Consider the following 13,209-nt stretch of genomic DNA (forward strand, 5'->3'; position numbering starts at 1 on the left):
TACGGGCGGAGGGGTACGGGCGCGCGGTGCGCGAGGGGGTCAGCCCGTGACGGAGATCCGGTCCAGGTCGAGGTCGGCGGGGCCGACGGTGACGCCGGAGACGCGGTCGGTGCTGGCGTAGACGTACGTCCCGTAGAAGAGCGGGACGACGGGGAAGTCCTTCAGGACCCGTTCCTGGGCGCCGTTGTAGAGGGCCTCGGCCTCGGCGGGCGTCTTCGCGCCGTCCGCGCGCCGCAGCAGGTCGTCCACGTCGGGGTCGCTGTAGTTGCTGCACACGTAACAGCCGCCCGCCGTGGTGAAGATGCCGCGCAGCGTGCTCTGCATACTGGGGTAGAGCGCGCCCCAGTGGGCGTGGTACGGGCCGGTGAGCTTCTTGCCGAAGACCTTGTCGCTGAACTCGGGCCAGTCGGCGGTGGGCCGCGCCTCGACGCCGTCGATACCGAGGTGCTGGCGGATCTGGTTGGCGATCGCCTTGTACAGCTCGTCGAGGCCGAGTCCGCCCGGGTAGGTGATCGGCAGCTCCCCTGACCAGCCGCCCGCCTCCTTCAGGAGCCTCTTCGCCTCGGCCGGGTCGAACGAGCAGGCGTCGCAGAGCCCGGTCCGCGCGCCGACCTCGGAGGGCGGGGTGAGGGAGGTGGCCGGGGTGTAGAGGCCGCCGTACAGGGTCTTGTTGACGACGTCGCGGTCGATGGCGAGCGAGAGCGCCTTGCGCAGCCGTACGTCCTGGAAGCGCTTGTCGTAGAGCGGGAGGGACAGGAACTCCAGCGAGGGCGCCTCGTACGTGTACAGCCGGTCGCCGAAGTCGGCCTTCGCGCTGCCGTACTTGCTCAGGGGGACGCCGATGACGTCGGTGTTGCCGGCCTGGGCGTCGGTGTACGCGGTCTGCAGGTCGCTGTAGCTCTTGAACGTGATGGCGGACGAGGCGGGTGCCGGGCCCTTGTACGAGGAGTAGCGCGAGACGGTGGTGCCCTTGTCGACCGTCCAGGCCGTGTCCATCTTGAACGGGCCGTTGCCGATGGGCTTGCGGTCGTACGCCTCCGGGTCGGTGACGGCGGCCTCGGGCAGCGGGTAGAAGCCGAGCTGGTTGGGGGTGAGCTGGAGCGGGAACTGGCTGTCGGGGGCGGTGAGCGTGACCTTCAGGGTGGTGTCGCCGACGACCTTCAGCCCGGAGAGTTCCTTCGTCTTCGGCTTGCCCTTGGCCGGGTTGAGGGCCGCGTATCCCTCGATGTTGGCGAGCTGGCCGTTGGCCGCCCAGGCGTTGGGTCCGTACGCGGTGCGGTTCCAGCCGTCGGCGTAGCTCTGCGCGGTGACCGGCTCGCCGTTGTGGAAGGTCCAGCCGGGGCGCAGTTCGATGGTCCAGTGGCGGGCGTCGGCGCTGGTCACGGACTTCGCCTGGACGTAGCTGAGGCCGCCCTCGGGGTCGACCTTCACCAGCGGCGCGAACAGGACGCGCGACTCCTCGTTGGCGGTGCTGCCGCGGCCGGGCGTGAGATGGTCCGGCTCGGCGACGGCGACGGAGAATCCGGCGTTCTTCGACGCTCCGGCACCGGTCTCGCCGCCGCCCGCGCAGGCGGTGAGCGCGAGGGCGAGGGATACGCTCGCCGGTACGGCCTTCGACATGGATGATCTGGGCAAGACAACTCCATGGGAGAGCAGGGCACGCGGTGGCCCGGGGCGTCGCGACGGTGCGGATCGGTTGCGTACCGGGTGCGTGTACCGGGGATACTCGCCCCAGGTGAGAATCCGTGTCAACGCAAAGTTCCGAAACATTTAGCATGAGATGAATCTTTAACACGGAGGACTTGCATGCCAGCCGACACTTCCGGCGCCACCACGCGCACCCCGGAGGGCTGGGACCGGGAGACATTCGTCGAGGAGATGGGGCTGCTGTGGGAGGCGGCCGGCAGCGGCCGGATGGACGGCCGGATCATTGCCTATCTCCTCATCACGGACATCCCGTACGTCTCATCCGGTGAGCTGGCCCGCGCCCTGCGCGTCAGCCCCGGCTCGATCTCGCTGGCGACGCGGCGGCTGACGGAGGCCGGGTTCCTCAAGCGGCACGCGGTGCCCGGCGAGCGGAGCCACTACTTCCGGGTCGACGACGACGTGTGGGGCAGCTTCCTGGCGGGCGAACGCAGCTTCCTCGACCGCGAGGAGCGGCTCGCCGAGCAGGCGCTGACCCTGCTCGGGCCCGAGGAGGAGGCGCCCCGGCGCCGGTTGCGCAACATGCGCGACTACATGCGCTACATCCGGGGCGGCCACCACAAACTGCTGCGCGGCTGGCGGGAGTACCAGGAACAGCACGGCCAGCACCCGGCCCCGGCGGCGACGGCCGAGGACACCTCGGCCAGGACCGGGACAGACGGCGGCGACTACGGCGACGACCGCGACGGTGACGGTGACGAGACGCGCGGCTTCTCCACCCAGTCGCCGAACCCGGCACTGGCCGGGCGCCTCGTCCCCGACGCGCTCTGGGCGGTCGCGGAAGGCGCGCTGCCGCCGTCTCCTTCGAAGAAGGAGCGGCAGGCGTTCACCGCCGTCGTGTACGTGCTGACCTCGGGCTGCGGCTGGCAGCAACTGCCCGCGCACTTCGGGGTGTCGCCCGCCACCGCGCACCGGCGCTTCACCGGGTGGACCAAGGAGGACGTCTGGCGGCGCTGGCACGAGGCGGTCGAACAGGAGCGCGCGAGCGGCCGGTGCGACGCCCGGGACGCCGCCTGGTGCGCCCTGGTCACGGAAGCGGCGACCACCCGCGCCACGAGCTGACCCCCCGGCCGGGCCACTCCCCCGACAACGGCGCCAGCCGCGACAGCCCCGCCCGCACGGCCACGACGGCCGCGCGGCCGGGGCCCCTCCGTTGCCTGGGCGACGAGAGCGGCGCCCAGGACTGCTGTCGCATGTGCTCGACGAACTCGCGTACCGTGAAACGCTTGTCATGGCCGAACTGCTGCGGCAGGTAACCGATCCGGCGGCGCAGCGCACGCCGCTCCTCCAGGTCGCCCGACTCCTCACCGAGCAGTTCCAGCGTGCCCTCGGTGGGAAGCAGCACGGTGGCCGGCGTGCGGATGAGGGTGGTCTTGTCAGCTCCGTCAGGGCCGAGGAGCCCGTGTACGCCAGTGCCCAGCCCAACAGCGCCGAGACGCTCGCACTCAGAACACGGGCGGAGGGTCGGTACCGTCTCCTCGATCGCCGCACGGTCACCGTTCGCCACCGGCCGGACAGCTCCTGGCCAGGGCCTGCTCGCGCCGTGCTCCCCTGGCTGATCTCACGCTTCCCAGACGCCCGAGAGGCTCGTCAGGTTTTCCCCTGCATGTGATGCCCATCACGGGCGACATAAGGGGCAACCGGCAGATTCGACTTCACGTCAAGAAGCCGATTCGGATGGATCGCGCTCCTTGGCCAGAAGATCCACACCGCACGAATACACGGCATGTATACACCCCGTGTATAGTGGTTTGGCATGTCCATCCCTCACACCCTCCTAGGGCTCCTGGAGTCCGGGCCCCGTCACGGTTACAACCTGAAGCGGGCCTTCGACGAGAAATTCGGTCACGACAGGCCGCTGCACTACGGCCAGGTCTATTCGACGATGTCCCGGCTGTTGAAGAACGGCCTTGTGGAGGTCGACGGGATAGAGGCGGGCGCCGGCCCCGAGCGGAAGCGCTACGCGATCACCGAGGCCGGCGTCACCGACGTCCAGCGGTGGCTCGCGACGCCGGAGAAGCCGGAGCCCTACCTCCAGTCGACCCTCTACACGAAGGTCCTCCTCGCCCTCCTGACGCACCGCGACGCGTCCGAGATCCTCGACACCCAGCGCTCGGAACACCTGCGCATGATGCGCATCCTCACCGACCGCAAACGTAAGGGTGATCTCGCCGACCAGCTGATCTGCGACCACGCACTCTTGCATCTCGAAGCCGACCTGCGGTGGCTCGAACTCACCGCCGCGCGCCTCGGCAAACTCGCTGAGACGGTGACCCGATGACCCCTGCGGGATCCCTGCTCGTGGCCCACGACCTGTACAAGGCGTACGGCCCCACCAACGCCCTCGACGGCGCCGAGTTCTCCATTCACCCGGGCGAGGTCGTCGCGATCATGGGCCCCTCGGGCTCCGGCAAGTCGACCCTTCTGCACTGCCTCGCCGGCATCGTGACGCCCGACTCGGGCTCCATCCTTTACAACGGCCACGAAATGGAGACCATGAACGACTCCCAGCGCAGCGCGCTGCGGCGCTCGCAGTTCGGCTTTGTCTTCCAGTTCGGCCAGTTGGTGCCGGAGCTGACCTGTGTCGAGAACGTGGCCCTGCCGCTGCGCCTGAACGGCACCTCCCGCAAGGAGGCCGAGCGCACCGCCCTGGCCTGGATGGAGCGCCTGGAGGTCGACGACCTGAAGGGCAAGCGGCCCGGCGAAGTCTCCGGCGGCCAGGGCCAACGCGTCGCCGTTGCCCGCGCCTTGGTCACCGGCCCGCGGGTACTGTTCGCCGACGAGCCGACCGGCGCCCTCGACTCGCTCAACGGCGAACGCGTGATGGGGCTGCTCGCGGACGCCGCCAGGTCCGCCAACACGGCCGTCGTCCTCGTCACGCACGAGACCCGGGTGGCCGCCTACTCGGACCGCGAAATCGTCGTACGCGACGGCAAGTCCCGGGACATGGAGCGCGCCGTATGAGCACCCGCCCGTCGACCGCAGTCGCCCCGCCCGGGGTTCCTTCGAAGCTCGACGCCCCGGAAGATTCCCGCCACGACGCCCCCATGCTGCGGCAGTGGTCCAGAGAGCTGGCCATGGGCGTCAAGTTCGCGTTCAGCGGGGGCCGCGAGGGCTGGGTACGTGTCCTGCTCACCGGTGTCGGCGTGGGGCTCGGCGTGGCGCTGCTGCTGCTCGCCACCGCCGTACCGAACGCCATGCAGGCGCGGTCGGACCGCGAGTACGCACGCATGGGGCCGCAGTTCGGCTCGGAGCCGGCCAAGTCCGACAACACGGTGCTTGTCGCGAACGTCGACACCGAGTTCCGCGGCTCGGAGATCCGCGGCCGCGAACTGGAGCCGGAGGGCCTGCGCGCGCCACTGCCGCCGGGCGGGCGCAAGTTCCCGGCGCCGGGCGAGATGCTTGTGTCCCCCGCGCTCAAGGAGCTGCTGGCGGCCGAAGGCTCCGCGCTGCTGCGCGAACGCCTGCCGGACCGCGTGACCGGCACCATCGGTGAGAGCGGCCTCATCGGCTCGGCCGAACTCGCCTTCTACGCGGGCGGTCAGAACCTGGCCGAGTACGACACCGGCTCCAACGTCAGGCGTTTCGCCACCTTCCAGGAGGATCAGGCGCCTTCGAAGGAGATGGACCCGGTCCTTCTCCTGCTCGTCCTGACCGTCTTCATCGTGTTGCTGATGCCGGTCGGCGTGTTCATCGCCGCGGCCGTGCGCTTCGGGGGCGAGCGGCGCGACCGCAGGCTCGCCGCGCTGCGGCTGGTCGGCGCCGACGGCCGGATGACCCGCCGGATCGCCGCGGGCGAGGCTCTGTCCGGAGCCGTACTCGGGCTGCTCTTCGGCACCGGCTTCTTCCTGATCGGCCGCCAGATCGCCGGATATGTGCAGCTCTTCGGCATCAGCCTCTTCCCCAGCTACCTCAACCCCACGCCCCCACTCGCCCTCCTGGTCGTCGTCGCGGTCCCGGCCGCCGCCGTCGTGGTGACGCTGCTCGCGCTGCGCGGAGTGATCATCGAGCCGCTCGGCGTGGTGCGTACGGCCAGGCCCGCGCGGCGCAGGCTGTGGTGGCGGCTGCTGCTGCCGCTCGGCGGGCTCGGCCTGCTCGCTCCGATGATCGGCAAGGGCACCGAGAACGGCCACTTCAACGAGTACATGGTGACCGGTGGTGTCGTCCTGCTCCTCGTCGGCATCACCGCGCTGCTGCCGTGGGTCGTGGAGGCTGTCGTGGCCCGCCTGAACCCGGGCCCGGTCTCCTGGCAACTGGCCGTACGAAGGCTGCAGTTGAGCAGTGGCACCGCGGCCCGCTCGGTCAATGGCATCACGGTGGCGGTGGCCGGCGCGATCGCCCTGCACATGCTGTTCGCCGGCGTCCAGAGCGACTACACGAAGTCCCCCGGCCAGGACCACTCACCCGCCCGGCTGAACGCGTCCGTGCCGAAGAATGTCTCTCTCGCCGACGCCCGGCGCAAACTCGCCGGGACGCGGGGCGTGCGCCACGCCGTCGCGCTCTCCGACGGCACGATCGGGGTGAGCAAGCGGGAGCCGGAGACATCCATGAGGCTCACCGTGGGCGACTGTGCGGCCCTGCGCGAGGTGGCGAAGCTGCCCTCGTGCCGCGAGGGAGAAGCGTTCGTCCTGCAGGGCAGGGGCGGCTCGGTAGCCCCCGAATTGGCCGAATCCGGCCGGAGACTCTCCATCGATCCCACCTACGAAGGCTCCGAAGAAGGGACGAAGACCGTCTGGACGGTGCCGCGGGGCATCAAGCAGGTCACTCCGCGCATGGATCCGACGGGCTGGGAACGGACCGGATTCCTGATCACCACGAAGGCGCTGCCCGCCGCCGCGGTCTCCAGCCTCAGCGGGCAGATCTACCTCACACTCGATCCATCGGTCCCGGAGGGACACGAGATCGTGCGTAACGCCGCCGCGCAGATCCACCCACTCGTGAACATCACGACGTACGAGTCGAGTCAGCGGTCGAACAGCTACGATTCCATCCAGCGCGGGCTGTCCGTCGGCGCGGCCTGTGTCCTCGCACTGATCGGGGCGAGCCTGCTGGTCGCGCAGTTGGAGCAGCTGCGCGAGCGCAAAAAACTACTGTCTGCGCTGGTCGCCTTCGGCACCCGGCGCCGCACACTGTGCCTGTCGGTACTGTGGCAGACCGCGATCCCGGTCGCCCTGGGCCTGGCACTCGCCGCGGCGCTGGGCCTGACACTCGGTGCAGTCCTCCTGAAGATGGCGGACACGACCGTGGCGGTCGGCTGGACGAATGTCCTGACGATGACGGGCGCCGGCGCGGTGGTGGTCCTGGCGGTGACGGCCCTGAGCATCCCGCCTCTGCTGAAACTGATGCGTCCGGACGGCCTCCGCACGGAGTAGCACATGGTGGCGACCACGCTCGTCAGAGGCACAGAGGAGAGCAGGGCGCAGCCGTGTCTTCCTTCGTAGTGAGCCGTTTCCGAGCTGGCGTTGTGGAGGGCGAGTTGGACAGTCCTGCGCAAGGACGAAGCTCCTGGTAGACGGGTTCCCGATCAAGATCACCCGTGCCCGCCAGGAGCTTCGCGTGCTTGTGTACCCGTCCTCGATTGATCTGTCCAGCCGCACTCTGCAGTTCCTGACGGGGCAACTGACCGTGCGGCGGCAGGAGACAGGAACGCGGTGGCGACCCCTGTCCGCCGCACATAGCCTTGCTCGCCCTGGCTCATCTGCGCTGCGGTGACACTTACGCCCAGCTCGCCGCCGGGTTCGGCATCGGGATCGCAACCGTCTACCGCTGCGTACGAGAAGCCGTCGAGGCCCTGTCCGCCCTCGCCCCGACCCTGACCGAGGCGATGAAGACCATCCGGGCGAAGGCGTTCGTCATCCTCGACGGCACCCTGCTGCCCATGGACCGCGTCGCCGCCGATACCCCGTACTACTCCGGGAAGCACAAACGTCACGGCATGAACGTCCAGGTTCTCACCGATCCGTTCGGCCGTCTGCTATGGGCCTCGCCGGCTCTGCCCGGCTCGACCACGACCTCACCGCCGCCCGGCAGCACGGGATCGGGGCCCCCTTCGCCCCGGGTCGGCGTCTTGGCCGCCGCCACGTATCGGGCGGCGACGGCGGGCCCTGCGACGGGGCGTGCGAGGCGCTCGCGCCGTCGGATTAGGCTCGGGCCCTGTGAAGGACGAGAAGGACGAGAAGGCCCAGAAGGACACGCGGACCTCCGCCCCGGCCTCCGCGCCGAAGAGCGAGCAGACCCGCACGCTCATCCTCGAAACGGCGCTGCGGCTGTTCATGGAGCGTGGTTACGACAAGACGACCATGCGGGCCATCGCCAAGGAGGCCGGGGTCTCCGTCGGCAACGCGTACTACTACTTCTCGTCCAAGGAGCACCTCGTCCAGGGCTTCTACGACCGGATCGCCGCCGAGCACCGCGCGGCGATCAGGCCCGTGCTGGACCGGGAGGTCCGGCTGGAGGCACGGCTGGCGGGGGTGCTGACGGGGTGGCTCGACATCGCCGAGCCGTACCACGAGTTCGCCGCCCAGTTCTTCAAGAACGCGGCGGACCCCGACAGTCCGCTCAGCCCCTTCTCCCCGGAATCGGAACCCACGCGCGAGGCGGCCGTCTCCGTCCACCGGGAGGTACTGGCCGGATCCCGGACGAAGGTCCCGGCGGAGCTGGCGGCCACTCTCCCCGAGGTGCTGTGGCTGGCGCAGATGGGACTCGTGCTGTTCTGGGTGTACGACCGCTCGGAGGGCTCGGAACGCTCCCGCACGCTGGCGCTGCGCGGTGCCAGGCTGGCCGCCCGCTCCGTCGCGCTCTCCCGCTTCCGGGTGCTGCGCCCGCTCCTGCGCGAAGTACACGAGCTGCTCGCGGACTTCCTGCCGGGCATGGCGCGGACGGCGGCCTCCCGGGCAGGGAAGCCCTGAGCCCGGCGACGGCGCGGGCCCGGGACCGGCTCACGCCTGCCGGGAGGCCAGCTCCACGACGGTGATGTCGGAGGGCGCGCCGACCCGCACGGGCGGGCCCCAGGCGCCCGCGCCGCGCGACACGTAGAGCTGGGTGTCCTCGTAGCGCTCCAGCCCGGCGACGGTCGGGTTGGCCAGCTCGGCCAGGTAGTTGCCTGGCCACAGCTGGCCGCCGTGGGTGTGGCCGGAGAGCTGGAGGTCGACGCCGTGGCGCACGGCGTCGTGGATGACCACCGGCTGATGGGCGAGGAGTACGGACGCCCTGGCCTGGTCGCGGTCGCCGAGCGCCTTGCCGAAGTCGGGTCCCGAGCCCTCGCTCTCGCCCGCGATGTCGTTGACCCCCGCCAGATCGAAGCCCGCGATCTCGACGCGCTCGTTCTCCAGGGGCCGCATGCCCAGTTCGCGTACGTGGTCGACCCATTCGGCCGCGCCGGAGAAGTACTCGTGGTTCCCGGTGACGAAGAACGCGCCGTGCCGCGCCGTCAGGTCCGCGAGCGGCTCGGCCGCCGGGCCCAGGTCCCGGACGCTGCCGTCGACCAGGTCGCCGACGACGGCGATCAGATCGGGCTGGGTGGCGTTGATGGTGTCGACGACGCGCCGGGAGTGGGCGCGGCCCAGGATCGGGCCGAGGTGGATGTCGCTCACGACGGCGATACGGAAGCCGTGGGCGGCGCGCGGCAGCTTGGCGAGCGGGACGGTGAGCCGCTTCACCCGGGGGCCGCGCAGCACGCCGTGCATGCCGTTGCCGACGGTCGCGAGGGCGGCGGCAGCGGCGGCGCCACCGACGACGCGGGAGACGAAGAGCCTGCGGGAGGGCGTGGCGAGCGGGGCGGGCGCCCGCGTGGGCGCCGGGGCCGACTGCGAGGCGAGCACGGTGGCCGGTACGGGCTCGGGACCGGCCGCCGCCGCCCGGCCGGGCGCGGGCGCGGGCGCGGGTGCGGACTCGGGCGCGGGTGCGGGCACAGGCGCGGACGGCGCCTCGGGCTCGGGCGCGGACTCGGGCGCGGACTGCGGCTTCGACTCCGGCTTCGGCGCGGACTCCGGCGTCCGCCCGGACTCCGGTCCGGCCGTGGTCTCCTGGGGCGCCGCTCCCATGGACCGCGCCGCCTCGCCGTCCCGGCCACGCGCTGGCAGTCTCCTCAGTAGAGGCCGTACCGCCTCGCCCACCACCAGTGCCAGCAGCAGATACAGCAGCGTCGCCAGCCACAGGAAACCCGGCCAGGCCAGCGTCTGCTGCAGCCAGAAGGGCGCGCCCGCGCGCCCCGAGACCATCGCGCCCACGGCCAGCAGCGGCAGGACCACCGCGGCGACCGTGCCCGCCGTGCGGGCGAGGCCCCCCGGGGCCGTCGTATCGCGTACCAGGCGCAGCCATACATACCGGTGAGCCGCCGCGACCAGCGCGACGGCGACGAGCGCCCCCAGAACGACGACGACCACCACGAACGAGCCCCCTAGCCCTGTCAACCCCGTTACCCACTGTCCCGGTTGCCCGGATTGTCCACGCTGTGCGTGTGTTACTCCCGCGGCGCGCGGCGCAGCGCGCGTACGCCCCGGAACCCGATGACGCCGATGGCCGTCCCCAGAAGAAAGGACACGATGGCGAGCGTCAGATGCACCCAGAAGTACGCCGTCGGAGCACCGGCGTCGTCGAAGGCGAGTCCGCTGCCGTCCTGCCACAGGTTCTTGACGAAGGTGACCCAGATGAACCAGCTCCAGACCCCGAACGCGAGCAGGAACCAGGACACGGGGCGGCTGAGCTTCATGGCTTCAGTATCGCCGGGGCCCTTCGCGCACCGGCGGCGGGGTCCCGGGGAAGGGCCGTTGTCGGGGCCATGTACGTTCACGGTCGTGTCCGCTCTGAAAAAGACCGCCGTGACGGTCGCCGCCGCGCTCCTGCCCGTTCTGACCGCCGTACCCGCGTCGGCGGACGGAAAGGCCGACGGCGACAGGAAACAGCCGCAGCCGCCCGCCGCGATGTCCACGGTCGGCGGGGCGAAGCTCGGGGTGGCGGGCACCCAGGTGGAGCTGGGCAACGGCGCGCCCGCCCTGCCCAAGAAGCTGAGCGGCCGGTCCTGGATCGTCGCCGACGCCGAGCACGGCGATGTGCTGGCCTCGCACAACGCGCACTGGCGGCTGGCCCCGGCCTCGACCCTGAAGATGCTCTTCGCGGACACCCTGCTGCCCCGGATGCCCAAGGACGAGAAGCACACGGTGGCGCCGGCCGATCTGGAGGGCATGGGCTCGGGCAGCAGTCTGGTCGGGGTGAAGGAGAACCTGACGTACAGCGTCCACGACCTGTGGCTGGGCGTCTTCCTGAAGTCGGGCAACGACGCGGTGCACGTGCTCTCGGAGATGAACGGCGGGATCCCCAAGACCGTCGCGGACATGCAGAAGCACGCCGACGAACTGCAGGCGCTGGACACGCACGTCGTCTCGCCCGACGGGTACGACGAGAAGGGCCAGGTCTCCTCCGCCTACGACCTCACTCTCTTCGCCCGCTCGGGGCTGCAGAAGAAGGACTTCCGGGAGTACTGCGCGACGGCGACGGCCCAGTTCCCCGGGGAGAAGAAGAAGGGCAAGAAGCGCGAGACCTTCGAGATCCAGAACACCAACCGGCTGCTGACCGGCGCCAACGGGGTCGCGCAGTACCCGGGGATCGCCGGGGTGAAGAACGGCAGCACCACCCACGCCGGTACGACCTTCACCGGGGTCGCCGAGCGGAACGGCAAGAAGCTGCTGGTCACCGTCATGAACCCGGCCTCCACCGAGCCGCACGCGGTCTACCAGGAGGCGGCGCGGCTGCTGGACTGGGGCTTCGCGGCGGCCGGGAAGGTGACGCCGGTCGGTGAGCTGGTGCCGCCGAAGTCCGCCACCACGGAGACCGGGGCGAGCCCCACGCCGGTCAGCGGGGAGTCGCCGGAGGCCACCGGGCCCGCCGAGGCGGTCACCGCGGCGAGCAGCGGCGGCTCGGACGGGGTGGGGATCGCGCTGGCCGTCGCGGGCGGGGTGCTGATCGCGCTGGCGGGAGGCGTGTTCCTGGTCAACCGGCGCTGGCCGCTGCCCGATCTGGTCCGTCGCCGTCCGCGTCCGTGACCCGCTCGGGCCCGTCCGTGACCCGCTCGGGCCCGTCCGTGACCCGCTCGGGCCCGTCCGTGACCCGCTCGGGCCCGTCCGCGCGCTCCTGCGCGTCCGCGCGCTCCGCCTCGGTACGGCCGCGTGTGGCCGTCCAGGCGGCGCAGAACAGCAGCAGCTTCGCGGTGAAGTTGATCCACAGCAGCAGCGCCACCGGCACCCCGAACGCGCCGTACATACTCTTGCCCGCCACGCCCTTCATATAGCCGCCCAGCAGCAGCTTGAGCAGCTCGAAGCCGACGGCGCCGAGCAGCGCGGCGACCACGAGCCGACGGCGCGGCGGCTGGACGCGGGGCAGCAGCGTCAGCACGTAGAGCAGGAGCAGGAAGTCGGCGAGGACCGCGACGGCGAGGGCGGCGGCCTGGAGCAGCACGCCGCCCGCGCCGCCCTCGGGGATGCCGAGGCGGGCGGCGGTCCAGCCGACGGCCGTGGAGCCCAGGCCCGACGCGGCCAGTGAGGCGAGGCCGACGGCGCCGAGGCCGAGGAGCACCAGCCCGTCCTTGCCCTTGAGGACGACGGGGTTGCCCTGTTCGCCGTCGTCCAGCTCCCACACGGCCCGCAGGCACTCGCGCATCGAGCCGACCCAGCCGATGCCCGTGAACAGCAGCAGCGCCCCGGCCACCAGCCCGACCGTGCCCGCGTTGGCGACGAGGGCGTTCAGGTCGAGCTGGTCGGAGATGCCGGGCACCTGCTTCTCGATGGAGTCCTGGATCCGGTCGAGCTGTCCCTCGCTGAGCAGCGCGGCGCCGACGGCGGCGCCCACGGTGATCAGCGGGAAGAGGGAGAGAAAGCTGATGAAGGTGATCGCGGCGGCGAGCCGTGTCCAGTGGACCCGGTCGAGCGTCTCGTACGAGCGCCAGGCGTGGGTCCGCATCAGCCCGGCCACGAACGGACCGATGACGGGGAGTTTTTTCAGCCAGTCCATGGCGAAGATCTACCCACGAATCGTCGGAACAGCGTGACAGGCGCCGTGCGGACCGCGCCCGCGTCGCCCGCGCGGACCGATCGATCACCCGTTCATACGAGTTCATCCAGGTAGCCCAACAAAGGCGACAAAGATTGCGGTATGGGGGCGATACGGTCACCTCCATGTCTGTCGACACCGCCGAGCACGGCTCCTACGCGCACGACTACTACGACGACGATTCCGTCGTCTCCCTGACCGGCCGGGGCGGCACCGCCCCGACGACCGCCCTGCGTTTCGGCCCGCGCTCGCCCGACGAGGTCTCCGCGGCGGTACGCGGCAGCGGGGCGCGCGATGGCGCCGCGCGCCCCGCTGCCGCGTACCGCCGCGGAGACCTCGTCGGGCGAGCGCGGGCCGAAACGCAGGGCGGTCGTCGGGGCGGTGCCGCCCCGGCCGGTCAGGGAGACGACGGAATCGTCGTCGTAGTAGTCGTGCGCGTAGGAGCCGTGCTCGGCGGTGACG

Annotated in this window: 10 protein-coding genes and 3 pseudogenes; 8 read left to right on the forward strand and 5 right to left on the reverse strand. The window is 71.0% G+C overall.

From position 1 onward, the window contains the following. Positions 1-39: 39 nt before the first annotated feature. The gene (locus DVH02_RS25985; protein WP_233518461.1) at positions 40-1,635 is read right to left on the reverse strand and encodes a peptide ABC transporter substrate-binding protein; all 1,596 of its coding nucleotides are present in this window, start codon (positions 1,633-1,635) and stop codon (positions 40-42) included. A gap of 171 nt (positions 1,636-1,806) precedes the next feature. On the opposite strand from DVH02_RS25985, the gene DVH02_RS25990 reads away from it, so the two are divergent. Then, entirely contained in the window at positions 1,807-2,766 is a 960-nt protein-coding gene (locus DVH02_RS25990; RefSeq protein ID WP_114626287.1) for a transposase, read from the forward strand. Positions 2,767-2,896: 130 nt separating this feature from the next. Here the strand turns inward: DVH02_RS25990 and DVH02_RS25995 are convergent. Beyond that, positions 2,897-3,130, reverse strand: a pseudogene (locus DVH02_RS25995) (ATP-binding cassette domain-containing protein); the annotation flags it as partial. Between the two features lie 330 nt (positions 3,131-3,460). On the opposite strand from DVH02_RS25995, the gene DVH02_RS26000 reads away from it, so the two are divergent. From DVH02_RS26000 to DVH02_RS26020, 5 genes and pseudogenes are all read left to right on the forward strand, one after another. Continuing rightward, the gene (locus DVH02_RS26000; protein ID WP_114626288.1) at positions 3,461-3,985 is read left to right on the forward strand and encodes a PadR family transcriptional regulator; all 525 of its coding nucleotides are present in this window, start codon (positions 3,461-3,463) and stop codon (positions 3,983-3,985) included. After that, positions 3,982-4,668 carry an ABC transporter ATP-binding protein gene (locus DVH02_RS26005; protein ID WP_114626289.1) on the forward strand — a complete coding sequence of 229 codons (687 nt, stop codon included), beginning with the start codon at positions 3,982-3,984 and terminating at the stop codon, positions 4,666-4,668. Before DVH02_RS26000 ends, DVH02_RS26005 begins: the two co-directional genes overlap by 4 nt. A gap of 113 nt (positions 4,669-4,781) precedes the next feature. Beyond that, positions 4,782-7,076, forward strand: a complete 2,295-nt coding sequence (locus DVH02_RS26010) for an FtsX-like permease family protein (protein WP_114626294.1) — start codon at positions 4,782-4,784, stop codon at positions 7,074-7,076. A 184-nt stretch (positions 7,077-7,260) separates the two neighbouring features. Then, positions 7,261-7,743: pseudogene (locus tag DVH02_RS26015) on the forward strand (transposase family protein); the annotation flags it as partial. Positions 7,744-7,976: 233 nt separating this feature from the next. Further along, complete coding sequence (locus DVH02_RS26020; RefSeq protein WP_407697680.1) at positions 7,977-8,612, forward strand: TetR/AcrR family transcriptional regulator; 636 nt, start codon at positions 7,977-7,979, stop codon at positions 8,610-8,612. A gap of 30 nt (positions 8,613-8,642) precedes the next feature. Here DVH02_RS26020 and DVH02_RS26025 read toward each other — a convergent pair whose 3' ends face one another. Together DVH02_RS26025 and DVH02_RS36445 are read right to left on the reverse strand one after the other, a co-directional pair. Then, on the reverse strand, positions 8,643-10,091 hold the full coding sequence (locus DVH02_RS26025; RefSeq protein ID WP_114626291.1) for a metallophosphoesterase: 1,449 nt from the start codon (positions 10,089-10,091) through the stop codon (positions 8,643-8,645). A 74-nt stretch (positions 10,092-10,165) separates the two neighbouring features. Beyond that, positions 10,166-10,414 (reverse strand): SCO4848 family membrane protein, encoded by a 249-nt coding sequence (locus DVH02_RS36445; RefSeq protein ID WP_233518462.1) that lies wholly within the window; start codon positions 10,412-10,414, stop codon positions 10,166-10,168. 85 nt (positions 10,415-10,499) lie between these two features. On the opposite strand from DVH02_RS36445, the gene DVH02_RS26030 reads away from it, so the two are divergent. After that, a complete protein-coding gene (locus DVH02_RS26030) occupies positions 10,500-11,744 on the forward strand; it encodes a D-alanyl-D-alanine carboxypeptidase family protein (RefSeq protein ID WP_325051406.1) in 1,245 nt (414 codons plus the stop codon). Here DVH02_RS26030 and DVH02_RS26035 read toward each other — a convergent pair. Continuing rightward, entirely contained in the window at positions 11,692-12,708 is a 1,017-nt protein-coding gene (locus tag DVH02_RS26035; RefSeq protein WP_114626293.1) for a YihY/virulence factor BrkB family protein, read from the reverse strand. The genes DVH02_RS26030 and DVH02_RS26035 overlap by 53 nt on opposite strands. A 164-nt stretch (positions 12,709-12,872) precedes the next feature. On the opposite strand from DVH02_RS26035, the pseudogene DVH02_RS26040 reads away from it, so the two are divergent. Beyond that, positions 12,873-13,209, forward strand: a pseudogene (locus tag DVH02_RS26040) (hypothetical protein); the annotation flags it as partial.

Origin of the sequence: Streptomyces corynorhini, from assembly GCF_003346515.1 — a bacterium.
GTDB classification, from domain to species: domain Bacteria; phylum Actinomycetota; class Actinomycetes; order Streptomycetales; family Streptomycetaceae; genus Streptomyces; species Streptomyces corynorhini.

Excerpts from the sequence above, each read along its gene's own strand:
- DVH02_RS25990 (WP_114626287.1), top strand. The coding sequence starts at position 1,807 with ATGCCAGCCGACACTTCCGGCGCCACCACGCGCACCCCGGAGGGCTGG.
- DVH02_RS26000 (WP_114626288.1), top strand. The coding sequence starts at position 3,461 with ATGTCCATCCCTCACACCCTCCTAGGGCTCCTGGAGTCCGGGCCCCGT.
- DVH02_RS26005 (WP_114626289.1), top strand. The coding sequence starts at position 3,982 with ATGACCCCTGCGGGATCCCTGCTCGTGGCCCACGACCTGTACAAGGCG.
- DVH02_RS26010 (WP_114626294.1), top strand. The coding sequence starts at position 4,782 with ATGGGCGTCAAGTTCGCGTTCAGCGGGGGCCGCGAGGGCTGGGTACGT.
- DVH02_RS26020 (WP_407697680.1), top strand. The coding sequence starts at position 7,977 with ATGGAGCGTGGTTACGACAAGACGACCATGCGGGCCATCGCCAAGGAG.
- DVH02_RS36445 (WP_233518462.1), bottom strand. The coding sequence starts at position 10,414 with ATGAAGCTCAGCCGCCCCGTGTCCTGGTTCCTGCTCGCGTTCGGGGTC.
- DVH02_RS26035 (WP_114626293.1), bottom strand. The coding sequence starts at position 12,708 with ATGGACTGGCTGAAAAAACTCCCCGTCATCGGTCCGTTCGTGGCCGGG.